Genomic DNA, 25,949 nt, shown 5'->3' on the forward strand with positions numbered 1-25,949 from the left:
AGCGGTAACATCGTTGTCGAGAAGGACCATATCCCGTTCTTGTTACCGGTCACAAGCCCCGTGTCGAAACTGTTACCGATTCGGCTGCCCCGCATCGCAGCCGACTGGAGGCGGGGCATCGCAGCCGACTGGAGGCGGGGTACCGCAGGCTACTAGAGGCGGGGCGCCGCCGTCGACGACCGCACCACGAGCTCCGCCGCGAACCGCGGGTCGACCCGCTGGCCGCTCGCCGTCGAGCCGTCGATCAGCGTGAGGATCTGGCCGAAGGCGATCCGGCCCTGCAGATCGAAGTCGAGGCTGACGGTCGTGAGCGGCGCCGGGAAGTACGGCGCCTCGGGGATGTCGTCGAATCCGACGACGCTCATGTCGGCCGGAACGGACAGCCCGCGCTCGGCGAGGGCGCGCATCGCCCCCAGGGCCATCTGGTCGTTCGCCACGACGAGGGCGGTGGCGCCGCGGTCGAGGGGGAGCTCGAGCGCCGCCCGGTAGCCCGACGCCGGCGACCAGTCGCCGTGCGCGCGGCCGACCTCGGTGAGCCCCCGCGCCCGGGTGGCCGACTCGAACGCGAAGAGGCGGTTGCGGGCCGAGATCCACGCACCGGGTCCGGCGATCTGCAGCAGGCGCGTGTGGCCGAGGTCGGCGAGGTGGTCGATGAGCATCGCGACGCCCTGGCCGTTGCGGGTGAGCTCGTGCTCGCCGACGCTGTCGTCGTCCTCGCCGGCGATGAACCAGGGCACGCTGAAGCCCGCCGTCGAGAATGCGTCGAGGACCCTGTCGGTCGAGCCGAACGCGATGATGCCGGCGAGGTCGCGCGAGTCGGCGATGCGCAGGGCCCGCTGGATGTCGGCGTCGTTGCCGGGGTCGAAGCTGACGATGTCGAGGAGGTAGCCGGCGTCGCGGGCGCCGCGGCTCGCGCCCTGCAGGATCTTGGCCGGGCCGACCTGCTCGATCTCGTGCGTCAGGGCGCCGATCCGGTGCGAGCGGCTGGTGGCCAGGGAACGGGCCGTGAGGTTCGGCCGGTAGTCGAGCTCCTCGAGCGCCCGCTCGACGCGCTCGCGTGTCTCGGGCCGGATCCCCTCGTAGCCCTTGAGCAGCCGGCTGACCGTCTGGTGCGAGACCTGGGCGAGCTTCGCGACGTCGTAGATGGTCGGGGCGCGACGGATGGCGCCGGGCACCCGGACCGGTCGGACCCCGCCGGGAACCGCCACCGATTCCACCCGCGCGGGCGCCGTGCCGTCGTCCATGGCGCGCTCCCGTCTGTCGTTCTCAGAGTATCGACCAGTGCGATCCCCGCCGACCAGCCTGCGGCCCCCATCCTGGGCGGTTTCTTAGACCTGGCCGACCGGAGCCGCTAGGGCCGCGGCATCCGCACCCGGGCGAGCGGCAGGCCGTGCAGCGGCTCGGTGACCCAGGCGGCGGCGAACGTCCCCGCAGACTGGTCGAGCTCGACGACGAGGCGGTGGGGCGTCTCGATGAAGGCGACGTCGAGGCGGACCCCGCCGGCCTCCCCGGGCGACGCCGACGCCGCGACGGCATCCGACACGAGCCACTCGCCGTCGCCGAGGGGGAGGCGGAGGGGGAGGCCCTGGTCGACGAGGGTCGCCGTACGACCGGCGCCGAGCACGACGCTCGTGAGGGTGGGCAGGCGGTTGCCGGGGCCGGGCTCGAAGGAGGCCGGTTCGAGCGTCGCCCCGGTGCCCGGCGGCACGGGGAGGGCCAGCGAGGCCAGACGCGCCGCGAGGGCCGTGTCGGACGAGGGCGACGCGGTTCCTGCGCCCACGGCAGGGAGGAGGTGCGCCCAGACGGCGTCGAGGACGGCCTGCATGTCGATGCTCTGGCCCGTCATCGCGACTACCAGGTCGAGCTCGGGGAGCACGACCGCGAACTGGCCGTAGGCGCCGTCGCCGCGGAAGCCGTGCGTGGCCATCCAGAACTGGAAGCCGTAGCCCTGCGACCAGTCGGGGGAGCCGCCGACGGCCGCATTGTCGACCTGGAGGCGCGTGGCCTCGTCGACGTAGGCCGCCGGGACGAGCTGCACGCCGTTCCAGACGCCGCCGTTCAGGTAGAGCTGGGCGAGCTTGGCCACGGCCGAGGTCGGCGCGTGGAAGCCGCTGAACCCGAGCTGCTCGCCGCTCGGGTGCGTCAGCCAGCCCACCTCGCCGATGCCCAGCGGATCGAAGAGACGGGGCCTCAGGTAGTCGACGAGGGTGCCGCCGGTCGCGCGCTGGATGATCGCGCCGAGCGTGTAGGTGCAGGGCTGGTTGTAGCAGAACAGGGTGCCGGGCTCTTCGTCGGGAGGCATCAGCAGGAAGCCGCGGACGAGGTCGGCAGGGTCGAGGGTGCTCGCGCGCTCCACCGTCTCCTCGCGGTGACCGCTCGCCATGGCCAGCAGGTGGCGGACCGTGATGCGGCGGGTGCGCTCGTCGGTGATCTCGGCGTCGAGCTCGGGGAAGTGGCTGATGATCGTGTCGTCGAGCGAGAGGAGGCCCTCCGCGGTCGCGATGCCCACGGCCGTCGAGGTGAAGCTCTTGCTCAGCGAGTAGAGCAGGTGCTGCCGGTCGGGCGCGTACGGGGCCCACCAGCCCTCGGCGACGACCTCGCCGCCGCGCAGCACCATGAGGCTGTGCGGCTCGACCTCGGCGGTGCTCTCGAGGGCGTCGATGAGCGCCTCGATCCCTCCGGCGTCGATGTCGTGGGCGGACGGGGAGCTGCGGGTGAGGGCGTCGTTGGTCACGAGGCCCACGCTAGTCGCGGATGGCGGCATCACGGCCCGGGATCCCGACATGGCACCAGGAATTCGCCTGGTGCGATGTCGCGATCACGGGTCGGGACGACTACCGCTTGCTGCCCGTCAGCAGCAGGATCCCCGACAGTCCGACCGCCCAGGGTCAGCGGTCGGCGCGAGCGAGTGCAAGCGCGTGCAAGCGCCGTGTAAGCGCCCCGGCGCACGCTCTTCTCATCCGGCCCGCACAGGGCCGCCACCGAACCACGAACGAGAGGACAGCCCCATGGCCACCAACAGCGACTGGGCCGTCGAAGCCCACGGCCTGGTCAAGGTCTTCGGCGAGAACCGCGCGGTCGACGGCGTCGACCTCAGCGTCCGCGCCGGAACCGTCTACGGAGTCCTCGGCCCGAACGGCGCCGGCAAGTCGACCACGATCAGCATGCTCGCCACCCTGCTCCGCCCCGACGCCGGCTCGGCCACGATCTTCGGCCACGACGTGCAGCGCGAGGCGCAGATCGTCCGCCAGCTCATCGGCGTCACCGCGCAGTTCGCGTCGGTCGACGAGAAGCTCTCGGCCACCGAGAACCTCATCATCTTCTCGCGCCTGCTCGGCCTCTCGCGCAGCGAGGCCCGTCGCAAGAGCGCCGCCCTGCTCGACGAGTTCGGCCTGACCGAGGCTGCGACCCGCCCGCTCGCGAAGTTCTCGGGCGGCATGCGCCGCCGGCTCGACCTCGCGGCCAGCCTCATCGCGCAGCCGCCGCTCATCTTCCTCGACGAGCCGACCACGGGCCTCGACCCGCGAACCCGCTCGCAGATGTGGGACACCATCCGCCGCCTCGTGAACGAGGGCTCCACCGTCCTCCTCACGACCCAGTACCTCGAGGAGGCCGACCAGCTCGCCGACCGCATCGCCGTCATCGACACCGGCCGCGTCGTCGCCGAGGGCACCGCTGAAGAGCTCAAGGCCTCCGTCGGCGAGTCGTCGCTCCAGCTCCGACTGGCCGACGGCGGCGACGTGGACGAAGCACGCCGCGTCATCCGCGAGACCCTGGGCGTCGACGCCGTCATCTCGCCCGAGGCCGGTCGCATCACGGCCCCCATGGCCGACCCCGATCGCGTCACCGACCTGTTCATCCGATTCCGCGAGACGGGCATCCGCCTCAGCGAGATGAGCGTGCAGAAGCCCACGCTCGACGAGGTCTTCCTCACCCTCACCGGCCACGGGGTCGACTCCGACCCCGTGGCAGCCGAGACGATCCAGAAAGAAGAGGTGCACGCATGACCGCGATCACCACGGCGACCCTCGAAGGGCGCCCGCTCAAGAACCACGTCAGCCTCGGCCAGTCGGTGCGCAACTCGTTCACCATGGCCTACCGCGGCATCCTCAAGATCCGCCGCACCCCCGAGCAGCTCATCGACGTCACCGTCCAGCCGATCATCTTCACCCTGATGTTCACGTACATCTTCGGCGGCGCGATCGCGGGCTCGATCGCCGACTACCTGCCGATGATCATCCCCGGCATCCTCGTCCAGACGGTCATCACCGGCTCCGTCGTCACCGGCACGCAGCTCCGCGAAGACATGGACAAGGGCGTGTTCGACCGCTTCAAGTCGCTGCCGATCGCGCGCATCGCCCCGCTCGCCGGCGCGCTGCTCGCCGACACCGTCCGCTACGCGATCGCCACGACGCTCACCCTGGTGATGGGCGTCATCCTCGGCTGGCGCCCGGGCGGCGGCCTGGGCCACGTCGTGCTCGCCGCCGTTCTCGTGATCGTCTGCGCCTGGGCGATCAGCTGGATCTTCGCCTTCTTCGGCGTCGTCGCCCGCAGCGCGTCGAGCGTCCAGGGCATCTCGTTCCTGGTGCTCTTCCCGCTCACGTTCCTCTCGAACGCGTTCGTCCCGGCCGACACCCTGCCGAACTGGCTCAAGGCGTTCGTGAACGCGAACCCGGTCTCGCACCTGGTCACCGCGGTCCGCGACCTCGCCAACACCGGCACCGTGACCGGAGACCTGTGGCTCGCGCTCCTCGGGGCGGCCGTGATCGTCGCGGTGTTCGCGCCCCTCACGGTGCGGTCGTACATGCGCAAGGCCTGACGGCCGAGGGGCGCAGGAACGGGCAGCTCGACTCCGGGCTGCCCGTTCCTGCGCCCCTTCGCCCTGCCTGCCGGGGCTCGGACTCAGCGCCGCAGCCGGCGGTCGCTCAGCAGCGCGATGGCCTCGCGGCGGGCGTCCGCCGACGTCATGGCCGTGACGTCGGGGATGCGGCCGGTGTCGAGCAGCCGGGCGTGCTCGAGCGACGGGATCTCCTGCCGGCCGTGCATCGCGATGCCGAGCTGCGCGAGCCGGATGCCTCTCGCCTCGAACTCGGCCGGGAGGCAGGCGAGGATCCACGAGGCGAGGGCGAAGACGGCCGCTCCGGCGATCGGGACGTCCTGGAACGCCTGAGGCACGCGGCTCTGCGCGATGAGGCGGGTGCGGAGGCGGGTGGCCATGCGGCCGACGTGCCTATCATGCTCGGCGCCGCCCGTGCGAGCTCGCAGGTGGGCCGACAGGGCGGCGGCCTCCGAGAGCGCGATGATCGGCGAGCGGAACCGGCTGCGGTCGTCCCGGATGCCAAGAATGGCCTCGTCGTACATGCGGAGCGCGTCGGCGTGCCGACCCTCCAGGAAGGCGATCTCCGCGAGGCCGCAGCGGGCGAACACCCGGACGTCCTGATCGCCCTCGGGCGTGGGGCCGGCGTCGTCGAGGAGCGCGGCGAAGCCCGCCCGGGCGCCGTCGACGTCGCCCAGAGCGATGCGGGCACTCGCCTGGCGCCATTCCACCTCGGCCAGGTCGCCGACGGCGCCGAGCGAGACCAGGCCGGTGCGGGCCTTCTCGGCCCACTCGAGAGCCTCGCGGGGCTGGGCCTCCTGGGCGTGGAGCTGAGACAGGAAGCCCGCGCTCGTCGCCGTCGCCCAGGCGTGGCCGTTCTGAACCGTGCTGTCGTAGGCCCGCCGCGCGTGGACGAACGCGTCGTCGATGCGGCCGTCGTTCTCGGCGAGCTGGGCAGTGATCACGGCGCCGAGCTCGACGATCACCGAGTCGCTCGAGGCGGCCATCCGCGCCAGGTGGCCCTGGAACGCCTCGACGCCGACGAGGGTCGCCAGGAAGAGGCCGGTCAGGGCCTCGAGGCGGGCGTCGGCGGCCGGGCCGTCGCGGCGGAGGCGGCGGAGGCGACCCAGCGCCAACGTGCCCGCTCGCCCGCCGCCGAACAGGTGCTGGCTGCCGGCGACGGCGCACGCCAGCAGCTCGGCGTCGCGGTGCTCGGGTGCCGGCCACCCGGTGCGGAGCACGCGCACGACATCGGGCGCGAATGCCGTGACGTCGGCGTGGCTGCCGTTCAGCGACCAGAAGTAGCCGAGCACGGCGAACGCGTCGGCGACGGTGCCACGGCGCTCGACATCGACGGCGAGGCGCAGGACGTGCACGAGGTCGTCCTGCTCGGCCGCCATGACGGCGAATCGGCGGACCTGGTCCGGGCCGTCGAGGTGCGAGCGGATGTCGGACGAGAACCATTCCGCCCACCGGAACATGGCCTCGCGCACGTCGTCGGACTCGCCCGACGCGATCAGCTGAGCGTCGCCGAACTCGCGGACCGTCTCGAGCATCCGGTAGCGGACGCGGCCGGTGCGGTGCTCTTCGGAGACTCCCACCAGCGACTGGCGGACGAGGCCGTCCAAGGCGTCGGCGACGTCGTGCTGGTCGGCCGAGCTCGGGCTGCCCACGATCTCGGCGGCGTCGGCCGAGAAGCCGTCGGGGAAGCGCGACAGGCGGGCGAGCAGGACGCGCTCGTCGTCGGCGAGGAGGTTCCACGACCAGTCGATGACGGCCGTGAGGGTGCGGTGGCGCTCGGGCGCGGAGCGGTCGCCGGAGGTGAGCAGGGCGAACCGGTTGCCGAGGCGGCGCTCGATCTCGTCGACGGCCATCGAGCGCACGCGTGCGGCGGCGAGCTCGATGGCGAGCGGCAGGCCGTCGAGACGTGCGCACAGGCGCTGGACGGCCTCGCGGGGGAGCGCCACGCCGGGGCGCGCCGATCGGGCGCGCTGCTCGAACAGCTCCACGGCGACGCCCGCGCTCGGCAGGGTCTCGAGCGGGTGCACGACCTCGGCGCCGATGGACAGCGGCGAGCGGCTCGTCGCGAGCACGCGCACGTCAGCGGTCTCGGACAGCATCTCGGCGGTCAGCTCGGCCGCCGAGCCGATCACGTGCTCGCAGTTGTCGAGGACCAGCAGGGTGGGCATCTCGAGCAGGGCGTCCGACAGACGCTCGCGAACGCCTCGGCGCACGCCGGGGTCGGCCAGGCGCAGTCGCGGCGCGCCGACCTCCCGCACGCCGAGCGCACTCGCCACGGCGAGCACCACGTCGTCGTCGCTGCGGACGGCGGCGAGCTCGACGACGACCACCCGCGCCGTGCTGTCGCCGGCGCGGCGGGCCACCTCCTGGGCGAGACGCGTCTTGCCGAGACCGCCCGGCCCGAGGATGGTCACGAGGCGCGACGTCGTCAGGCCGTGCTCGACGGCGGCGATGTCGGCGGCACGGCCGAGAAGCTCGTTGGGCGCCGTGCGGAGGCCGACGGCGATGCGGGTGCGGCGAGGTGTCGGTGTCGCGGAGCTCGGAGGAACGGCCTCGGCAGCTGCCCCGGCCGCTTCAGCCCCGTCGTCGGCCTCGGTCAGCAGGGCCGTGTTGGCGGCGATCAGGAGGGCCGACGGCGACGAGCCCAGCTCGTCGGCGAGAGCCTCGCGGTGAGCCGCGAACACGCGGAGAGCCGCGGTGCGCCGGCCGTCCGCGGCCAGCGCCCGCATCCTCAGGGCCACGTCGCCGTCGTCGGTGCGGCGACCGCGCTCGGCGAGGAGCGAGTCGAGCTCGTCGAGAGCGGCGAGGGCGCCCTGGCCGTCGCCGACGGAGCAGCGCGCTGTCGCGGCGGTGCGCAGGGCGTCGGCCCGGAGGCCGGCCGCCTCGGCGACGAGGTCGTCCACGAGCTCGAAGCCGTCGAGGTCGGCCGCGGGGGAGCCGCGCCAGGTCGCGAGCGCCGTGGTCGCGAGGTGGTCGGCTTCAGCAGGCTCCGCGCCGGCCGCCTGCGCCAGCAGGGTGCGCACCGCGTAGAGGTCGGTCGCCTTCGGGTCGCCCAGGCGGTAGCCGGTCGGAGTGGACACGACGAGGTCGTCGGCAGCGGCGTGACGGACCCGGGAGACCAGGGTCTGGAGGGCCGCCTTGGCCTGCCGCGGGGGCGTGTCGCCCCAGAGGTCGTGGATGAGGCGGGGGGAGGTGACGCCGGAAGATCCTGCGACCGACAGAGCGACGATGAACGCCTTTGCGCGCGGGCCCGCCGGCTCGACGAGCGTGCCCGGCTCGCGGCCGGCGACGCGGACGGGACCCAGCACAGCGACGAGGACACGGGCTGGAGGCACCCGGCGAGTCTAGCGCGCTGGTCAACGCCAACGATACGTCAGCGACCTATCGCTATGGGGCGCATCGCTTAGTCGTCTGGCCGCTGTTCGTCGTCTGGCCGCCGTTCGTCGTCAGGCCGCGGTATCGGTCTGGAACCAGATCTCGTCGAAGGCGCGATGCTCGGCGCCGCGGGCGAACGACGAGCGGAGATCATGCGAGGCGCCGCCCACGACCAGCACCTCGAGGCCGCGGGCGAGAAGCCCGTCGAGCAGCTCGCCGACGAAGCCGTGGTCAGCGAGCGCCACCAGGCTGGCGTCGATCTCGACGTGCGCGGCGGCGTCGCTCGGCACGCCGTCCGCGAGGGCGCGCCCGGTCGCCGCGTCGGCGACGAGCGGGGGCAGGGTGAGGGTGAACATCTGGTCGACGATGGTACCCCTCGCCCCGCTCGTCCGCCGTCTCAGCTGCAGAGCGCCGAGTAGTAGACGTTCTTCTCGGCGTTCAGCGTGATGGCGCCGGGACGCTTCGGCGAAATGGCTCCCCGCGTCGCCGCGTGGCCTGCGACCCGACGCGCAAGGCCATCTCGCGTGCCCGACCTCGGAGGAGGTTCCACGAATTGTGAAAGGTTCGCCGCGCCCGCGACACTCCTCTAGTGAAGGGGGTGGAAGTGGAACTCACACATGAGGCAGACGCAGACCTGGTCCGACGCACGATCGCCGGCGACCGGGACGCGCTCGCGCTGGTCTTCGACCGGTTCGCGCCGACGGTGACCCGCTACGCGTGGGCACTGGCATCGAGCCGGATGGACGTCGAGGAGATCGTGCAGGACACGTTCCTGACGTTCTGGCAGAAGGCGGAGTCCGTATCGGGCGCGACGACGACGGGGGAGTCGTCGCTGCTGCCCTGGCTCCTGGTCGTGTGCCGCAACCACGCGCTCAACCTGGCACGCAAGAGGGCACGCCACGAGAGCGACGAGCTGACCGACGAGGTCGCGGCTCCGGCCGACGAGGCCGACGCCCGAGAGCGGCTGCGCTGGCTGCGCGACGAGATCGCCGCCCTCTCGCCGCTCGACCAGCGCGTGTGCGAGCTCTGCCTCATCGAGGGCAGGCCCTACGCCGAGGTCGCGGAATCCCTCGGGATCACCGTGACCGCCGTCACCCAGCGGGTCTTCCGCTCCCGAGCACGACTGAAGAAGGCGGTGACCGACCGTGAACACTGAGCCACCCACCGGAGACGACCTGAACCGCATGCTCGTCTCCATGAAGCAGAACGTCCTCGAGGGCGCCGTCGCGCACCCGGTGAAGCGCCGGCGCCGGAACTGGGGCATCGCCCTCGGCGTCATCGCGTTCCTGGGCCTCGGCGCGGCCTCCGGCGGGGTCGCCCTCGGTCTGGTCCCCTCGCCGTTCACGGCCTCGGCCCCCGTCGCCCCCGTCACCTCGGCTCCGCCGGCCCCGTCGCCGACGGCCACCACAGCTCCGCCTCCCCAGCCCAGCAAGACGGCCACGCCGGTAGCGGGCCCGCGCAGCACGGTGCCGATCACCTGCAGCGCACTCGGCGAAGCCGGCGACCTCCAGCGGCTCGCTCCGGCGCTCGCCTGGATCGCGCCGACGTCCGCGTCGCCAGTGACGGCGACGATCAAGAGCGAGGGCGTGCTGACCTGCTCCTACTCCGACGATGCATCCGGGATGGGGACGTCGCTGCAGATCTCGGCATTCGCCGACGCGGCCGAGGGCCGCAAGCAGATCGCGGGCTGGATCGCGGGCGGCAGCGAGACGGCGGCCAATGTCGGCAGCGTCTCGGCTCAGTACTGCGGGGGTCCATACGAGGACTGCTCGGTCAACTTCGTCGCGGGCGACTTCTGGGTCGTTGCCAGCTACACGGCCGCCGACCACCCGACCGTCGTTCCCGCCGCCCTGACGTCGGTGATCCGCGACATGGCGAGCGCGCTCGCCCCGCTCACAGCCGTGGAGCCGTGGACTCCGCCGACCTCGATCTGGACCGACGTGACGACCTGCGACGCGATGGCCACTGCCACGCCGATCGACGAGATTCTGGGCACGGCTTCGGTGACTGAGCCCTTCGCCACCGGGACCGACGGCGGGGACGTCATCTCGAACTCGCATGTGAGCCTGCTCTGCTCTTGGCAGGCGAGCACGCCGGGTGTCGATGAGAATGAGTCCATGAACGCCGATCTCTCCGTCGGAGGCGCAAGCCAGCTCGAGGGCCTGGCTCGGAAGGGCGACGCCGGGACGCCGATCACGGTCGAGGGCGCGGACTCCGCGTTCTCCACCTGCGACACATCGCCGACCGAGGGCTGTCTGATCGACGTCGAGACCGACGGCTCGTGGCTTCGCGTCGGCCAAGGAGCAGGAGTCGGGTCGGATCGCCTCGGCGTATTGGTGAGGGTCGCCGCCTCGCTGATCGCGGGTCAGAAGGGTCGCTAGGCTGGACGCCACCCCCTGAAGCAAAGGAACAGACGTGTCAGACGCCGGAGAACCCACGACCGCCATCGATCCGATCGAGGTCACGGAGACGACGACGGGCTTCGAGCTGTTCCCGCAGCGCGAGGTGGTGGCTGTCCGCGTCGACGGCGTGCTCTTCGACATGGCCGGCGAGTTCCTGCCCGGGACTGTGGCCGAGCCCGTGCTGATCGACTCGCCGCAGGGCCTCGAGATCCTGCGCCACTCGACGGCGCACGTCATGGCGCAGGCCGTGCAGTCGATCAACCCCGAGGCCAAGCTCGGCATCGGCCCGCCCGTCGTCGACGGCTTCTACTTCGACTTCGACGTCGCCGAGCCCTTCACCCCGGAAGACCTCAAGGCGATCGAGAAGGTCATGGAGCGCATCGTCAAGGCGAACCAGCGCTTCGTGCGCCGCGTGGTCTCCGAAGACGAGGCGCGCGAGCTGATGGCGAACGAGCCGTACAAGCTCGAGCTGATCGGCCTCAAGGGCGGCACCGACCTCGACCAGGACGCCGGCGAGGCCGGCGTCGAGATCGGCGGCGCGGAGCTGACCGTCTACGACAACGTCGACCCCAAGACCGGCGACGTCGTCTGGCGCGACCTCTGCCGCGGCCCGCACCTGCCGTCGACCCGCCTGATCCAGAACGGCTGGAAGCTCATGCGCAACGCCGCGGCCTACTGGCGCGGCTCGGAGAAGAACAAGCAGCTCCAGCGCATCTACGGCACCGCCTGGGCCACGAAAGACGACCTGCGCGAGCACCTCGCCCGCCTCGAGGAGGCCGCCAAGCGCGACCACCGCAAGCTGGGCGCCGAGCTCGACCTGTTCTCGTTCCCCGACGAGCTGGGCTCCGGCCTCGCCGTCTTCCACCCCAAGGGCGGCATCATCCGCCGCGCCATGGAGGACTACTCGCGCCAGCGCCACGAGGAGGAGGGCTACGAGTTCGTCTACACGCCCCACATCACCAAGGCGAACCTCTACGAGACCTCGGGCCACCTCGACTGGTACAAAGACGGCATGTTCCCAGCCATGCACCTCGACGAGGCGCGCAACGAGGAGGGCGAGATCGTCCGCCAGGGCGCCGACTACTACCTCAAGCCGATGAACTGCCCGATGCACATCCTCGTGTACCGCTCGCAGGGCCGCTCGTACCGCGACCTGCCGCTGCGCCTGTTCGAGTTCGGCACCGTCTACCGCAACGAGAAGTCCGGCGTCATCCACGGCCTCACCCGCGTGCGCGGCATGACCCAGGACGACGCGCACATCTTCACCACCCGCGAGGAGATGGCGAACGAGCTCAAGAACACGCTCGGCTTCGTGCTGTCGCTGCTCAAGGACTACGGCCTGAACGACTTCTACCTCGAGCTGTCGACGAAGGATCCCGAGAAGTACGTCGGCGACGACGCCACCTGGGAGGAGGCGACCGAGACGCTGGCGCAGGTCGCTCGCGAGACCGGCCTCGAGCTCGTGCCCGACCCCGCGGGCGCTGCCTTCTACGGCCCGAAGATCTCCGTCCAGGCGCGCGATGCGATCGGCCGCACCTGGCAGATGTCGACCGTCCAGCTCGACTTCAACCTGCCGGAGCGCTTCGACCTCGACTACACGGCGGCCGACGGCACTCACCAGCGCCCCGTCATGGTCCACCGAGCGCTGTTCGGCTCGATCGAGCGCTTCTTCGGCGTGCTGACCGAGCACTACGCCGGCGCCTTCCCGGTGTGGCTGTCGCCCGTGCAGGTCGTCGGCATCCCGGTGGCCGACGAGTACGGCCCCTACCTCGACGAGATCGCCGCACAGCTGCGCGCCGAGGGCGTGCGCGTGCAGATCGATCACGGCAACGACCGCATGCCGAAGAAGATCCGCACGCACACCAAGGCCAAGGTCCCGTTCCAGCTCATCGCCGGCGAGGAGGACCGCGCGGCCGGCAGCGTGAGCTTCCGGTACCGCGACGGCTCGCAGGAGAACGGCATCCCGGTCGCCGACGCGATCGCGAAGATCGTCGAGGCCATCGAGACCAAGGCGCAGGTCTGACCGTGCCGGAGGCCGGGGCGGAGTCCTCCGCCGACTTCGCCGCGGCTCCCGACGCGTTCCAGCGTCTCTGGACCCCGCACCGCGCCGTCTACGTCGAGAAGGGGCAGGGCGCGCACGACGACGACTGCCCGTTCTGCAGCGCCCCGTCGAAGCCCGACGCCGAGGTCCTGATCGTCGCGCGCGGCGAGCACGCCTACGCGCTGCTGAACCTCTTCCCGTACAACCCCGGCCACCTGCTCGTCTGCCCGTACCGCCACATCGCGAACTACGACGAGGCCACGGCCGAGGAGGTCGCCGAGATCGGCGAGATGTCCCAGACCGCGATGCGCGTGCTGCGCGAGGTATCGCACGCCCAGGGATTCAACCTCGGCATGAACCAGGGCTCGGTCGGCGGTGCCGGCATCGCCGCGCACCTGCACCAGCACGTCGTGCCGCGCTACGGCGGCGACTCGAACTTCTTCCCGATCATCGCCGAGACGAAGGCGATCACGCAGCTGCTCGGCGACGTCCGCGAGGCGGTCGCGACCGCGTGGCCACCGCGCACCGGGAGGCCGCGCACCGTAAGCTAGGGGACCATGAGCGACAGCACCCCCACCACCGGATCCTCCCTCGTCAAGCGCGGCCTCGCCGACATGCTCAAGGGCGGCGTCATCATGGACGTCGTCAACGTCGAGCAGGCGACCATCGCGCAGGAGGCCGGCGCGACCGCCGTCATGGCCCTCGAGCGCGTGCCCGCCGACATCCGCGCGCAGGGCGGCGTCGCTCGCATGTCCGACCCCGACATGATCGACGAGATCATCAAGGCCGTCGACATCCCCGTCATGGCGAAGGCCCGCATCGGCCACTTCGTCGAGGCGCAGATCCTCGAGACCCTCGGCGTCGACTACATCGACGAGTCAGAGGTGCTCAGCCCGGCCGACTACGTGAACCACATCGACAAGTGGAAGTTCACCGTGCCCTTCGTCTGCGGTGCCACCAACCTGGGCGAGGCGCTCCGTCGCATCACCGAGGGCGCGGCCATGATCCGCTCCAAGGGCGAGGCCGGCACCGGCGACGTCTCCGAGGCCACGAAGCACATCCGGACGATCACGAAAGAGATCGCCGCCCTGCGCCACCTCCGCGACGACGAGCTCTACGTCGCCGCCAAGGAGCTCCAGGCCCCGATCGAGACCGTCCGCGAGGTCGCCGCCACCGGCAAGCTCCCCGTCGTGCTCTTCACGGCGGGCGGCGTCGCGACGCCCGCCGACGCCGCGCTCATGATGCAGCTCGGCGCCGACGGCGTCTTCGTCGGCTCCGGCATCTTCAAGTCGGGCGACCCGGCCGCCCGCGCCGCCGCGATCGTCAAGGCGACCACGTTCTTCGACGACGCCACGATCGTCGCCGAGGCCTCCCGCGGGCTGGGCGAGGCCATGGTGGGCATCAACGTCGCCGACGTCCCCGCGCCGCACCGCCTCGCCGAGCGTGGCTGGTAACGGCTCGAGAGTGCGCATCGGGGTCCTGGCCCTCCAGGGCGACTTCCGCGAGCACCTGAACGTCGTCTCGTCTCTCGGCGAGACGGCGGTTCCCGTCCGGCGCGAGGCCGAGCTGGCCGAGGTCGACGGGCTCATCATCCCCGGCGGCGAGTCCAGCGTCATGGACAAGCTGTCGCGCACGTTCGGCCTCGCCGAGCCGCTCAAGGCCGCCATCGCCGCGGGCCTGCCCGTCTACGGCACCTGCGCCGGCCTCATCATGCTGGCCGACCGCATCCTCGACGGCATGGCCGGCCAGCAGACGCTCGGCGGCCTCGACGTCGCCGTCCGCCGCAACGCGTTCGGCTCGCAGCGCGACTCGTTCGAAGAAGACCTGAGCGTTCCGGCCCTGCCCGGCGACACGGTGCACGCGGTGTTCATCCGCGCACCCGTGGTGGAGTCCGTGGGGGAGCGCGCGACTCCGCTGGGCACCCTGGCCGACGGCCGGGTCGTCGCGGTCGAGCAGGGCGACCTGCTCGGCACGTCGTTCCACCCCGAGATGACGAACGACTACCGCTTCCACGAGTACTTCCTCGGCAAGGTGCGTGCTCGCACGACCTGAACGCCCCGCCGGTACACTTATCGAGACTTTCGTACCAGAGCAACGCAGACTCAGAGAACAGAGCAACGACAGGAGCACCGTGTCCGGGCATTCCAAGTGGGCGACGACCAAGCACCAGAAGGCCGTCGTCGACGGTCGGCGGGCGAAGTCGTTCGCGAAGCTGATCAAGAACATCGAGGTCGCGGCCAAGATGGGCGGAGCCGACTTCGAGGGCAATCCGACCCTGGTCGACGCCGTCCAGAAGGCCAAGAAGACCTCGGTCCCCAAAGACAACATCGACCGCGCCGTCAAGCGCGGTGCCGGCCTCACAGGCGATGCCGTCGACTACCAGACGATCATCTACGAGGGCTACGCGGCCAACGGCATCGCCCTCATGATCGAGTGCCTCACCGACAACAAGAACCGCGCGGCCGCCAACGTGCGTACCGTCATGAGCCGCAACGGCGGCACGATGGCCGACCCGGGCAGCGTCGCCTACAACTTCGCGCGCAAGGGCGTCATCACCGTCATGAAGACCGACGGCCTCACCGAAGACGACGTCATGGGCGCCGTCCTCGACGCGGGTGCCGAAGACGTCATCGACCAGGGGTCCGGCTTCGAGGTGCAGACCGACCCGAGCGACCTGGTCCCGACCCGCACGGCTCTCCAGGCCGCCGGCATCGACTACGACGCCGCCGACATCGAGTTCGTTCCAGGCCTCAAGGTCGAGGCCGACGTCGAGACGGCACGCAAGGTGTTCCGCCTCATCGACGCGCTCGACGACGACGACGACGTTCAGAACGTCTACTCCAACATCGACGTCACGGCCGAGGTCCAGGCCGAGCTCGACGACGACGAGTAGTCGCACGTCCATGAGGGCGGGGGCTCGGGCGTGAGCCTCCGCGTCCTCGGGGTCGACCCGGGCCTCACCCGCTGCGGCGTGGGCATCGTCGAGGTGGCCGCCAACCGAGTGCCCCGGCTGGTGTCGGTCCACACGATCCGGTCGGCCTCGGATGCTCCGCTCGAGCAGCGCCTGATGATCATCGCGCGCGGCATCGAGGCGCTGGTCGACGAGTTCCATCCCGACGCCATGGCGATCGAGCGCGTCTTCGCGCAGAACAACGTCCGCACCGTCATGGGCACGGCCCAGGTCAGCGGACTCGCCCTGCGCGCCGCCGCCGAACGGGGCATCCCGGTCGCGCTCCACACCCCCTCCGAGGTGAAGGCCGCCGTCACCGGATACGGGAACGCCGACAAGAAGCAGGTCGGCGCGATGGTCGCCCGTCTGCTCGGCCTCGCCGAGGTGCCCAAGCCCGCCGACGCCGCGGACGCCCTGGCCCTCGCCATCTGCCACGCCTGGCGCCGCAACGCCCCCGATTCCGTCGCAGGAACGCCTGGCGGGTCCCTCACCCCCGCCCAGCGTGCGTGGCGCGACGCCGAGAAGTCGGTCCGCACTCCTAGGCTTGGGGGATGATCTCCAGTCTCCGCGGCACAGTCGCCGTCGCCGCCGGGTCCACGGTCGTCGTGGAGGTCGGGGGAGTCGGGCTGAAGGTCGCCGTCACGCCCCAGGTCGCGCTGACGATGCCCGTCGGCACGGTCGCCCACCTGTTCACGACCCTCATCGTCCGCGAGGACGACCTCTCGCTCTTCGGGTTCCAGACCGCCGACGAGCTCGAGGTGTTCGACCTCCTCCGCGGCGTCACCGGCGTCGGCCCGAAGTCGGCGCTCGGCGTGCTCGGCCACCTCACGCCGTCGCAGATCGCCCAGGCCGTCGCCGCGGAAGACGACGCGGCATTCCGCCGAGTGTCGGGCATCGGCCCCAAGACGGCGAAGCTGATCATCGTGCAGCTCACCGGCAAGCTCGACATCCGCGTGCAGGCGCCGAGCGTCACCGCGACGACCACCACGTCGGCCGACGTGCTCACGGCCCTCATCGGCCTCGGGTGGTCGGAGCGCGACGCGGAGGCCGCGATCGATGCGGTGCTCGAAGACGCTGATCCGTCGGTGACCGGCGCAGTTCCTGCGCTCCTCAGGGCAGCGCTGACCCGCCTCGGGCCGCAGCGCGCCGGATCCACTCGATGACCGCCGCCCCGGTGGACGACGACCTCACCAACCCCGAGCCCGAGTCCGACGCCGAGCTCGCCTTCGAGGGGGCTCTGCGTCCGAAGTCGCTGACCGAGTTCGTCGGCCAGACCAAGGTGCGCGGCCAGCTCGAGCTGCTGCTCAAGGCCGCAGCGATGCAAGGCCGCACCCCCGACCACATCCTGCTCGCGGGCCCGCCCGGCCTCGGCAAGACGACGCTCGCCATGATCGTGGCGCACGAGAGCAACCGGCCGCTGCGCATGTCGTCGGGCCCGGCCATCCAGCACGCGGGCGACCTCGCGGCCGTGCTGTCGTCGCTCGTGCCGGGTGAGGTGCTGTTCATCGACGAGATCCACCGCATGGCGCGGTCGGCCGAAGAGATGCTCTACCTCGCGATGGAGGACTTCCGCATCGACATTATGGTCGGCAAGGGCGCGGGTGCGACGAGCATTCCGCTCGAGCTGTCGGCCTTCACGCTGGTCGGCGCCACGACGCGCTCCGGCCTCCTGCCGAACCCGCTGCGCGACCGCTTCGGATTCACCGCGCACCTGGAGTTCTACGACGAGGCCGAGCTCGAAGAGGTGATCCGCCGGGCTGCGAAGCTGCTCGACATCGACATCGACACGGACGCCCTCGCCGAGATCGCCGGCCGGTCGCGCGGTACGCCCCGCATCGCCAACCGCCTGCTCCGCCGTGTGCGCGACTACGCGCTGGTGCACGGTCAGGCCGCCGACATCCGCACGGTGAAGGCGGCGCTGGAACTGTACGACGTCGACGCTCTCGGCCTCGACCGACTCGACCGCGCCGTCCTCGAGACCGTCCTGACCCGCTTCGACGGCGGCCCGGTCGGCCTCAACACCCTCGCGGTCTCCGTCGGCGAGGAGTCCGACACGATCGAGTCCGTGGTCGAGCCGTTCCTCGTCCGGGTCGGCCTGCTCACCCGCACGCCCCGGGGCCGCATCGCCACACCGGAGGCCTGGGCGCACTTCGGGCTGACGCGGCGCACAGGAGGGCTGTTCGACTGATGTCCTATAATCCTCGAAGGCTTCCAGCGGTCGTGTCTGATTCCACGCGGCAACACCTTCCCTCACCTGCGAAAGAAGACTGATTCATGTCGAATGCCACCACCTACGTGATGCTCGCCCTTCTGGTGGTGCTGATCTTCTTCATGTTCCGCAACCGCCGCAAGCGCGCCGCCGAGCAGCAGAACCTGCAGAGCAAGCTCGTGCCCGGCGTCGAGGTCATGCTGACATTCGGCCTGTACGGCACGATCGTCTCGATCAACGACGACGAGAACATCGCCGAGGTCGAGGTCGCCCCCGGCACGATCATCCGCGTGCACCGCCAGACCCTGGGCCGCGTCGTCGAGCCGGTCGTCGCCGTCGACGAGCCCACCGTCGCCGATGCGTCGTCGGCGAGCTACTCGCTCAACAAAGACTCGGCCATCCCTGCCACCGACCCCTCGTACGGCGAGCGTCTCGACCAGACTCCCACGACCGACGACGACACCAAGCACTGACAGTCCAGCGCTCGGCCTTCCGGCTGGGCACCGAACCGGCGCGGGCCGCTCCTGAGAGAGCCCGCGCTGCCTGAGAAAGCTGAGTTCCTCCGTGGCACGATCGACGCCCGCGAAGAAGGCCATTCGCTCACTGACGTGGCTCCTGATCATCATGGCCGCGATCGCCGCGCTCAATGGTGCAGCGACCATCCTGCACAAGACGACGAACACCACCGACGGGTGGTGGAACAACGCCAGCTTCGTCCCGGAGCTCGCGCTCGACCTCCAGGGCGGCACGCAGATCACCCTCCAGGCGCAGCTGCAGAGCGGCAAGACCGTCTCGTCCGATCAGCTCAACCAGGCCGTGTCGATCATCCGCCAGCGCGTCAACGCCAACGGCGTGAGCGAGGCCGAGATCAACACGCAGGGGCGAAACAACATCGTCGTGTCGATTCCCGGCAGGCCCGACGCCGAGACCCTGAAGCGGATCGAGTCGGCCGCGCGCCTGACCTTCCGGCCGGTGCTCTACACCGAGACCGTCGCCGACTCCTCCGTTGGTGCCTCGGCGTCCGCGTCTGCGACGCCGTACGTGCCCAGCAAGACGCTCGAGGCGACCCCGACCGCGAAGCCGACCGATGCCTCCGACATCAGCTGGATCAGCGCCCGCCTGGCCGACCTCTACACGAACTACAACTGCGCCGCTCCCGACGACGTCACGAACGCGCCCGACTCCGAACCCCTCGTCACCTGCTCCACCGACGACAGCGGCGCGACGTCGAAGTTCATCCTCGGACCGGTCGAGGTCGAGGGCTCCACGATCAGCGACGCGACCAGCGGCCTCGCCACCAACTCCCAGGGCAACAGCACCGGGCAGTGGGCCGTCAACATCAACTTCAACGGCAAGGGCACGACCGAGTTCAAGGACGTCACGAGCCGCCTGGTCTCGCTGACCGCTCCGCGCAACCAGTTCGCGATCGTCCTCGACGGCCTGGTCATCACGGCCCCGTCGACGAACAGCGCCATCACCGACGGCTCGGCCCAGATCACCGGCTCGTTCACCTCCGACTCCGCGAAGACGCTCGCCGACCAGCTCAAGTTCGGCGCGCTGCCCATCAGCTTCGACGTCCAGAGCACCGAGGTGATCTCCGCCACCCTCGGCACCACCCAGCTGCTCTCGGGCCTCATCGCCGGCCTGGTGGGGCTGATCCTGGTGATCATCTACTCGATCATCCAGTACCGCGCCCTCGCCTTCGTCACGATCCTGTCGCTGGCGATCTCGGGTGGCATCACGTATCTGACCATCGACTTCCTCTCCTGGCACGACGGCTACCGCCTGTCGCTGGCGGGCGTGGCAGGTCTGATCGTGGCGATCGGAATCACGGCCGACTCGTTCATCGTCTACTTCGAGCGAATACGAGACGAGCTGCGTGACGGCAGGCCGCTCGAATCGGCCGTGGAGCACGGCTGGTCGCGCGCCATCCGCACGATCCTGGCGTCCGACACCGTCAACTTCCTGGCCGCGGTCACGCTGTACGTCCTCGCCGTCGGCAGCGTCAAGGGCTTCGCTCTCACCCTGCTGCTGACCACGCTCGTCGACATCGTCGTCGTGGTGCTGTTCACGCATCCGATGCTGCGCCTCATCGCGCGGACCAACTACTTCGGCAGCGGCCACCGGTTCTCGGGCCTCGACCCGAACGCGCTCGGTGCCGTCTACCGCGGCCGCGCTCAGTTCCGCGCTCCCGTCGAGCCGGGGCGCAAGCGCGCCGGCGGCAAGGAGGCGGCTATCCGCCAGACGATCGCCGAGCGCCGGGCCGCCGAGAAGGCCCGGGGCGACCAGGGCACCACCACGAACACGAACGACTCGGAGAAGGACTCCTGATGGCCAGCTTCTCGCAGTTCGGCAACGACCTCTACACCGGCGCCCGCTCCGTCAACATCGTCGGGCGCCGCAAGATCTGGTACGCGATCGCCGCGTTCCTGGTCCTCGCGTCGATCCTGATCCCGATCGCCCGCGGCGGGTTCCAGTTCAGCATCGACTTCACCGGGGGCTCGGAGTACCAGATCTCCGGCGTCGCCGATCCGAAGCAGACCACGGCGATCGACACGGTGACGGCGTATAAGGCCGACGCCACGCCTCTCGTCTCGGTGGTCGGCGGCGACACGGTCCGCGTCCAGGTCAACGACCTGACCACCCGCCAGACCGACGCTCTCGGCATCAAGCTCGCCGAGGCGTACAACGTGCAGGAGAAGAACGTCGCCACGTCGTTCATCGGCGCGACCTGGGGCGGCGACATCACCACGCAGGCCATTCGCGGTCTGGTGATCTTCCTGATCCTCGCCGCGATCTTCATGACGATCTATTTCCGCACCTGGAAGATGGCCGCGGCCGCCATGATCTCGCTGATCCACGACCTCGTGATCACGGCGGGCGTCTACGGCATCCTCGGCTTCCAGGTGTCGCCGGCGGCCGTCATCGGCTTCCTGACGATCCTCGGCTACTCGCTGTACGACACCGTCGTGGTCTTCGACAAGATCCGCGAGAACAACGCCGAAGACAAGAACGGCTCGGCCCGGACGTTCGGCGAGTCTGTCAACCTCGCCGTCAACCAGACGCTGGTCCGCTCGATCAACACCTCGGTCGTGGCCCTGCTCCCGGTCGCGGCGATCCTCTTCATCGGCTCGCTGCTGCTCGGAGCCGGCACGCTCCGCGACATCTCCCTCTCGCTGTTCATCGGCATCCTGGTCGGCACGTACTCGACCATCTTCATCGCGGCCCCGGTCTACGCGCAGATCCGCGGCCACGAGACGCTGATCAAGAAAGCCGACGACAAGAAGACGAAGGCGCACGAGGTCGTCTCCCAGTGAGCACTCCCACGGGCCGAGAAGAGATCACGGCTGTCGAGGCCGTCGAGGCAGTGAAGTCCGGCGCCTACCTGATCGACGTGCGCGAGCAGCACGAGTGGGACGCCGGGCACGCCCCTGACGCACACCTGCTGCCGATGTCCGAGCTCGGCGAACGCCTCGACGAGGTGCCCGACGACCGCGAGGTCCTCATCGTGTGCCACGTCGGCGGCCGCTCCTTCCGCGTCACCCAGGCCCTGCGCCAGCGCGGCATCGACGCCGTCGACGTGCTCGGCGGAATGCTCGCCTGGCGTGACGCTCAGGGCGAACTGGCGAGCGAGAACGGCGCCGAACCGTCCGTCGGCTGACGCCGAGCGCCTATCCTGGACGAAACTCGGCCGCACTGCGTCCGAGCGGCTCGAACGACGGAGGCCCGGATGACGACCGAGATCACCACGGCTGAGACACCTGCGCCCGGCGAGTCCGGTCGACCCGGCTCCGCGCCGGGCGGTCAGCCCTCCACCGCGACGCTGCGCACTCTTCTGCCGCGCCTGTTCTCGCGCAGCCAGCCCGCCGGCGCCGTCGACCGTCTGATCAAGACGGTGCGGATGCACCACCCCAAGGCCGACCTGTCGATCATCGACCGGGCCTACGTCACCGCCGAGCGCGCTCACACGGGGCAGTTCCGCAAGAGCGGCGAGCCCTACATCACGCACCCCGTCGCGGTCGCGCAGATCCTGGCCGACCTGGGCATCGGGGCCAAGACGATCGCCGCCGCGCTCCTCCACGACACCGTGGAAGACACCGACTACGCGCTCGACACCCTGCGCCGCGACTTCGGCGACGAGATCGCCATGCTCGTCGACGGCGTCACCAAGCTCGACAAGCTGAAGTACGGCGACAGCGCTCAGGCCGAGACCGTCCGCAAGATGGTCGTCGCCATGTCGAAAGACATCCGGGTCCTGGTCATCAAGCTGGCCGACCGCCTGCACAACGCGCGCACCTGGGGCTTCGTCGAGTCCGCCTCGGCCACCCGGAAGGCCACCGAGACCCTCGAGATCTACGCGCCGCTGGCTCACCGCCTCGGAATCCAGACGATCAAGTGGGAGCTCGAAGACCTGAGCTTCGCCGTGCTGCACCCGAAGCTCTACGTCGAGATCGACAGCCTAGTGAAGCAGCGCACGCCGCAGCGCGAGCAGTTCGTGCAGAACGTCATCAACGCCGTGAAGTCCGACCTCAAGTCGTCGAAGATCCGCGGCGACGTCGTCGGCCGGCCGAAGCAGTACTACTCGATCTACCAGAAGATGATCGTGCGCGGGCGCGAGTTCGACGAGATCTACGACCTCGTCGGCATCCGCGTGCTGGTCAACTCGCTGCGCGACTGCTACGCCGTGCTGGGCTCGATCCACGCGCGGTGGAACCCGATCCCGGGCCGCTTCAAGGACTACATCGCGACGCCGAAGTTCAACCTGTACCAGTCGCTGCACACGACCGTGATCGGCCCCAAGGGCCGCCCCGTCGAGATCCAGATCCGCACGCACGAGATGCACCAGCGCGCCGAGTTCGGCGTCGCAGCGCACTGGAAGTACAAGCAGCGGATGAACGGCGGCAAGGACAACCTCACCGACCCCAAGACCGAGACCGACATGGCGTGGCTCGCCCACATCTCGGACTGGCAGGCCGAGACGGCCGACCCGGGGGAGTTCCTCGACAGCCTCCGCTTCGAGATCGGCGCCAAGGAGCTCTACGTCTTCACGCCGCAGGGCAAGGTCATCGGCCTGCCCAACGGCGCGACCCCGGTCGACTTCGCCTACGCCGTGCACACCGAGGTGGGCCACCGGACCATGGGCGCCAAGGTCAACGGCCGCCTCGTCCCGCTCGAGTCGACCCTGACCTCGGGCGACGTCGTCGAGGTCTTCACGTCGAAGAATCCCGACTCCGGCCCGTCGCAGGACTGGCTGAACTTCGTCAAGAGTCCCCGCGCCCGCAACAAGATCAAGCAGTGGTTCACCAAGGAGCGCCGCGACGAGGCGGTCGAGCAGGGCAAGGACGCCATCGCCCGCGCCATGCGCAAGCAGAACCTCCCGCTGCAGAAGCTGATGAGCCAGGACTCCATCGCCGAGGTCGCCACCGCCATGCGGTACGACGACATCACCGCGCTCTACGCAGCTGTCGGCGAGGGCCACATCTCGACGCAGTCGGTCATCGAGAAGATCCTCGTGGCCGTGCAGACGCAGACCGACGACGACACCGACCTCGACCTCGAGTTCCCCTCGAAGGGCAAGCAGCGGCCGCTCCGCAACAGCGACTCCGGCGTGCTGGTCCGTGGCGCGCCCGACATCCTGGTCAAGCTCGCCAAGTGCTGCACGCCGGTGCCGGGCGACGGGATCGTCGGCTTCATCACGCGCGGCCAGGGTGTCAGCGTGCACCAGGCCAGCTGTCACAACGTGCAGAGCCTGATGACCGAGCCCGAGCGCATGATCGAGGTCTCGTGGGCCCCCTCGTCGAAGAGCGTGTTCCTCGTGCAGATCCAGATCGAGGCGCTCGATCGGTCGGGCCTGCTGTCGGACGTCACGCGCGTGCTGTCGGAGCACCACGTCAACATCCTCTCGGCGACCGTGTCCACGTCGTCCGAGCGGCTGGCCCTCAGTCGCTTCGTGTTCGAGATGGGCGACACCACCCACCTCGACCGGGTGCTCAACGCCGTCCGGCGCATCGACGCCGTCTACGACGTCTACCGCGTCTCGGGCGGCTAGGCCGAGCGGAGGCCCTGGCGCAGCTCACGGCGCGCCCGCGTGCTGTCGTGCATCGCGGCGCAGTCGCCCTCGTCCTTATCAAAGGACGCCTATTGCGCTGACAAGGAGCAGCGGCGTTCTCTGCGTGCCCGAGAAGGAATTCGCGCCCTGCGTGCAGGCCCCACAAGGACGCACCTCGTCGAGATCCTCGCCAACGAACACGCATCGTGAGCGCCACAGCGCCACGACATCACAGCACGGCCGCCAGCCGCGCCGCCGCAACCCGCGCGTTCGGCAGATGCGCGCACCGCGCCAGCGCCGCCTCGCACGCCGCCCGGTCGACCCGGTGCAGCCGTGCGAGTCGGCCGGCAGCGCGCAGCGTGCCCGACCGCGACCCGCCTTCGCGCAGCAGATCGACGACCGTGCGGGCCGGCGCCGTGACCGCGACCGAGCCGAAATCGACCCGGTCGAGTTCGTCGAGGCGATCCCGGCTGCCGCGCGCCATCTCGTCGAGCGCGGGCGCCGCGTCCACCGCGCCCCACACCCAGGCCGCCGAGAGCCGGGCCAGCACGGCGCCCGACTCGAGCACGCCCCGCTCGTGGACGGCCGCCGCCCGCCGCCAGGGCACGTCGAACTCCGCGACCGAGCAGAACAGCTCGTCGATCCGATAGACGTCGCCGTCGAGGGCGAGGGCCTGCAGCTCGGCGGCGGGCAGGTCGGCGGGGGAGAGCAGGTGGGGGAGCGTCATCGTCATGCCACCAGAGTGGCCGAGCGGAGATGACGACGGGCGGCCCTCCACGAATCTGTGGAGAACCGCCCGTCAGCGATGGAACTTCAGCGATGGAACGTCTGCGCCGAGGCGTCAGGAGCCGAGCGCGTCGAGCCAGATGCGGCGGGCATCCAGGGCCTCCTGGGCGTCCTTGATCGCGCGCTTGTCACCGGAGGCCTGAGCGGCCTCCAGCTCGTTCTCGAGCTTCGCGATCGCGCTCTGCAGCTGACCGGCGAGGCCCTCCGAGCGAGCCTTGCGCTCCGGGTTGTTCTTCTGCCAGAAGTCGTCGTCGAGCTGGCGCACGTGACTCTCGAGCTTGCGCAGGCGGTCCTCGACCGGGCGGACCTGGTCGCGTGGCACGCGGCCGATCTCGTCGAACTTCGTCTGCAACGCGATGAGGGCGTCGCGAGCGGCGACCCGATCGGTCAGCGCGAGGATGCTCTCGCCCTCGTCGAGGAGAGCCTTCTTCGCCTCCAGGTTGACGCCGTACTCGGCTTCGTCCTGCGCGACGATCTCGTTCTTGGCGCCGTAGAGCACGTCGCCGGCGGCCTTGAAGCGGGCCCAGAGAGCGTCGTCGTATTTCTTTCCGGCGCGGCCGGCGCGCTTCCAGTCGTCGAGCAGCGAGCGGTAGACGGGAATCCCGTCGGCGCCCTTCGGGGCAAGAGCGTCGGCCTGCTCGACCAGTGCCTGCTTGCGCTGGCGCGCGTCGCGGTGAACGGAGTCGAGCTCGGCGTAGAACGCCTTGCGGTGCGTGTCGATGGTCGAGCGGGCCCCGCGGAAGCGCTTCCAGAGGTCGTTGCCCTCGCCCTTGGGAATGCGCGGGCCCTCCTGCTGGTGCTTCTGCCAGCGGGCGAAGATGTCGTCGATGGAGGCGGTCACCTGCTTCCACTGCACGCGAGCCGGATCTTGCGCAGCCAGGGCCTCGGCCTCGACGACGAGACCGGTGCGGTACGCGATGGCCTCGTTCTGCGCCTCCTGCGCCTCGGCGCTCTGCTGCTGCGTGAGCTCGACCACGGTGGTGTCGAGAGCGCCGACCCTCGAGCGGAGGTTCTCGATGTCGCCGACCGCACTGGGCTCGGTCAGCGCCTCTTTGAGGTGCGCCACGGCCTTCGACACGTCGGACGCACTCGCACCGCGCTTGACGCGCTGCTCGAGGAGGGTCACCTGCCCGGCGAGCTCCGTGAACTTGCGCTGGTAGTAGGCGAGAGCCTCTTCGGGCGTGGCGTCCGGGTACTGGCCGACGGCCCGTTCGCCTTCTGCCTCGCGGACGTAGACCGTCCCGTCGTCATCGACTCGGCCCCAGGGCGCCTGATCGTTCGTAGCCACAATTCCACCTTG

23 protein-coding genes are annotated in these 25,949 nt (G+C 70.3%); 17 read left to right on the plus strand and 6 right to left on the minus strand.

What is annotated here, in order from left to right; genetic code table 11:
* Positions 1-152 precede the first annotated feature (152 nt).
* Positions 153-1,244 carry a LacI family DNA-binding transcriptional regulator gene (locus tag AC07TY_RS02985; RefSeq protein WP_494784289.1) on the minus strand — a complete coding sequence of 364 codons (1,092 nt, stop codon included), beginning with the start codon at positions 1,242-1,244 and terminating at the stop codon, positions 153-155.
* Between the two features lie 107 nt (positions 1,245-1,351).
* Positions 1,352-2,734, minus strand: a complete 1,383-nt coding sequence (locus AC07TY_RS02990) for a serine hydrolase domain-containing protein (RefSeq protein WP_494784290.1) — start codon at positions 2,732-2,734, stop codon at positions 1,352-1,354.
* A gap of 274 nt (positions 2,735-3,008) precedes the next feature.
* On the opposite strand from AC07TY_RS02990, the gene AC07TY_RS02995 reads away from it, so the two are divergent.
* Entirely contained in the window at positions 3,009-4,007 is a 999-nt protein-coding gene (locus AC07TY_RS02995) for an ATP-binding cassette domain-containing protein (protein WP_494784291.1), read from the plus strand.
* On the plus strand, positions 4,004-4,819 hold the full coding sequence (locus AC07TY_RS03000) for an ABC transporter permease (protein ID WP_123504631.1): 816 nt from the start codon (positions 4,004-4,006) through the stop codon (positions 4,817-4,819). Before AC07TY_RS02995 ends, AC07TY_RS03000 begins: the two co-directional genes overlap by 4 nt.
* A gap of 83 nt (positions 4,820-4,902) precedes the next feature.
* Here AC07TY_RS03000 and AC07TY_RS03005 read toward each other — a convergent pair whose 3' ends face one another.
* Both AC07TY_RS03005 and AC07TY_RS03010 read right to left on the minus strand, forming a co-directional pair.
* Entirely contained in the window at positions 4,903-8,172 is a 3,270-nt protein-coding gene (locus AC07TY_RS03005; RefSeq protein ID WP_494784292.1) for an AfsR/SARP family transcriptional regulator, read from the minus strand.
* Between the two features lie 111 nt (positions 8,173-8,283).
* Entirely contained in the window at positions 8,284-8,568 is a 285-nt protein-coding gene (locus AC07TY_RS03010) for a hypothetical protein (protein ID WP_488626289.1), read from the minus strand.
* A gap of 248 nt (positions 8,569-8,816) precedes the next feature.
* Here AC07TY_RS03010 and AC07TY_RS03015 point away from each other — a divergent pair, with 248 nt between their 5' ends.
* The 15 genes from AC07TY_RS03015 (at position 8,817) to AC07TY_RS03085 (ending at position 23,863) form a co-directional block, all read left to right on the plus strand.
* Positions 8,817-9,368: an RNA polymerase sigma factor gene (locus AC07TY_RS03015; protein WP_494784293.1), complete on the plus strand. Its 552-nt coding sequence runs from the start codon at positions 8,817-8,819 to the stop codon at positions 9,366-9,368.
* Complete coding sequence (locus AC07TY_RS03020; protein ID WP_494784294.1) at positions 9,358-10,593, plus strand: hypothetical protein; 1,236 nt, start codon at positions 9,358-9,360, stop codon at positions 10,591-10,593. Before AC07TY_RS03015 ends, AC07TY_RS03020 begins: the two co-directional genes overlap by 11 nt.
* 34 nt (positions 10,594-10,627) lie before the next feature.
* Positions 10,628-12,637 carry a threonine--tRNA ligase gene (gene thrS / locus AC07TY_RS03025; protein WP_494784295.1) on the plus strand — a complete coding sequence of 670 codons (2,010 nt, stop codon included), beginning with the start codon at positions 10,628-10,630 and terminating at the stop codon, positions 12,635-12,637.
* Positions 12,638-12,639: 2 nt separating this feature from the next.
* The gene (locus AC07TY_RS03030; protein ID WP_370454034.1) at positions 12,640-13,206 is read left to right on the plus strand and encodes an HIT family protein; all 567 of its coding nucleotides are present in this window, start codon (positions 12,640-12,642) and stop codon (positions 13,204-13,206) included.
* Between the two features lie 6 nt (positions 13,207-13,212).
* Positions 13,213-14,109, plus strand: a complete 897-nt coding sequence (pdxS, locus tag AC07TY_RS03035) for a pyridoxal 5'-phosphate synthase lyase subunit PdxS (RefSeq protein WP_488626286.1) — start codon at positions 13,213-13,215, stop codon at positions 14,107-14,109.
* A 10-nt stretch (positions 14,110-14,119) separates the two neighbouring features.
* Complete coding sequence (gene pdxT / locus AC07TY_RS03040) at positions 14,120-14,707, plus strand: pyridoxal 5'-phosphate synthase glutaminase subunit PdxT (protein ID WP_494784296.1); 588 nt, start codon at positions 14,120-14,122, stop codon at positions 14,705-14,707.
* Between the two features lie 79 nt (positions 14,708-14,786).
* Positions 14,787-15,548, plus strand: coding sequence for a YebC/PmpR family DNA-binding transcriptional regulator (locus AC07TY_RS03045; RefSeq protein WP_488626284.1), 762 nt, complete (start codon positions 14,787-14,789; stop codon positions 15,546-15,548).
* A gap of 30 nt (positions 15,549-15,578) precedes the next feature.
* Entirely contained in the window at positions 15,579-16,160 is a 582-nt protein-coding gene (ruvC, locus tag AC07TY_RS03050) for a crossover junction endodeoxyribonuclease RuvC (protein ID WP_494784297.1), read from the plus strand.
* Positions 16,157-16,768: a Holliday junction branch migration protein RuvA gene (ruvA, locus tag AC07TY_RS03055; protein ID WP_494784298.1), complete on the plus strand. Its 612-nt coding sequence runs from the start codon at positions 16,157-16,159 to the stop codon at positions 16,766-16,768. Before ruvC ends, ruvA begins: the two co-directional genes overlap by 4 nt.
* On the plus strand, positions 16,765-17,793 hold the full coding sequence (gene ruvB, locus AC07TY_RS03060; protein ID WP_123504620.1) for a Holliday junction branch migration DNA helicase RuvB: 1,029 nt from the start codon (positions 16,765-16,767) through the stop codon (positions 17,791-17,793). The genes ruvA and ruvB overlap by 4 nt, the downstream gene beginning before the upstream one ends.
* Positions 17,794-17,879: 86 nt before the next feature.
* Positions 17,880-18,287: a preprotein translocase subunit YajC gene (locus AC07TY_RS03065; RefSeq protein WP_123504619.1), complete on the plus strand. Its 408-nt coding sequence runs from the start codon at positions 17,880-17,882 to the stop codon at positions 18,285-18,287.
* A gap of 91 nt (positions 18,288-18,378) precedes the next feature.
* Entirely contained in the window at positions 18,379-20,145 is a 1,767-nt protein-coding gene (gene secD / locus AC07TY_RS03070; protein ID WP_494784299.1) for a protein translocase subunit SecD, read from the plus strand.
* Positions 20,145-21,131, plus strand: a complete 987-nt coding sequence (gene secF, locus AC07TY_RS03075) for a protein translocase subunit SecF (RefSeq protein ID WP_123504617.1) — start codon at positions 20,145-20,147, stop codon at positions 21,129-21,131. Before secD ends, secF begins: the two co-directional genes overlap by 1 nt.
* Positions 21,128-21,475: a rhodanese-like domain-containing protein gene (locus AC07TY_RS03080; protein ID WP_488626278.1), complete on the plus strand. Its 348-nt coding sequence runs from the start codon at positions 21,128-21,130 to the stop codon at positions 21,473-21,475. Before secF ends, AC07TY_RS03080 begins: the two co-directional genes overlap by 4 nt.
* A gap of 69 nt (positions 21,476-21,544) precedes the next feature.
* Complete coding sequence (locus tag AC07TY_RS03085) at positions 21,545-23,863, plus strand: RelA/SpoT family protein (RefSeq protein WP_494784300.1); 2,319 nt, start codon at positions 21,545-21,547, stop codon at positions 23,861-23,863.
* Positions 23,864-24,092: 229 nt separating this feature from the next.
* Here the strand turns inward: AC07TY_RS03085 and AC07TY_RS03090 are convergent, their stop codons facing one another.
* Together AC07TY_RS03090 and AC07TY_RS03095 are read right to left on the minus strand one after the other, a co-directional pair.
* Positions 24,093-24,596: a hypothetical protein gene (locus AC07TY_RS03090; protein ID WP_494784301.1), complete on the minus strand. Its 504-nt coding sequence runs from the start codon at positions 24,594-24,596 to the stop codon at positions 24,093-24,095.
* Between the two features lie 108 nt (positions 24,597-24,704).
* Positions 24,705-25,937, minus strand: coding sequence for a DUF349 domain-containing protein (locus AC07TY_RS03095; protein ID WP_123504614.1), 1,233 nt, complete (start codon positions 25,935-25,937; stop codon positions 24,705-24,707).
* Between the last annotated feature and the right edge of the window lie 12 nt (positions 25,938-25,949).

It is taken from the genome of Frondihabitans sp. GW821-FHT04F02, assembly GCF_059420045.1.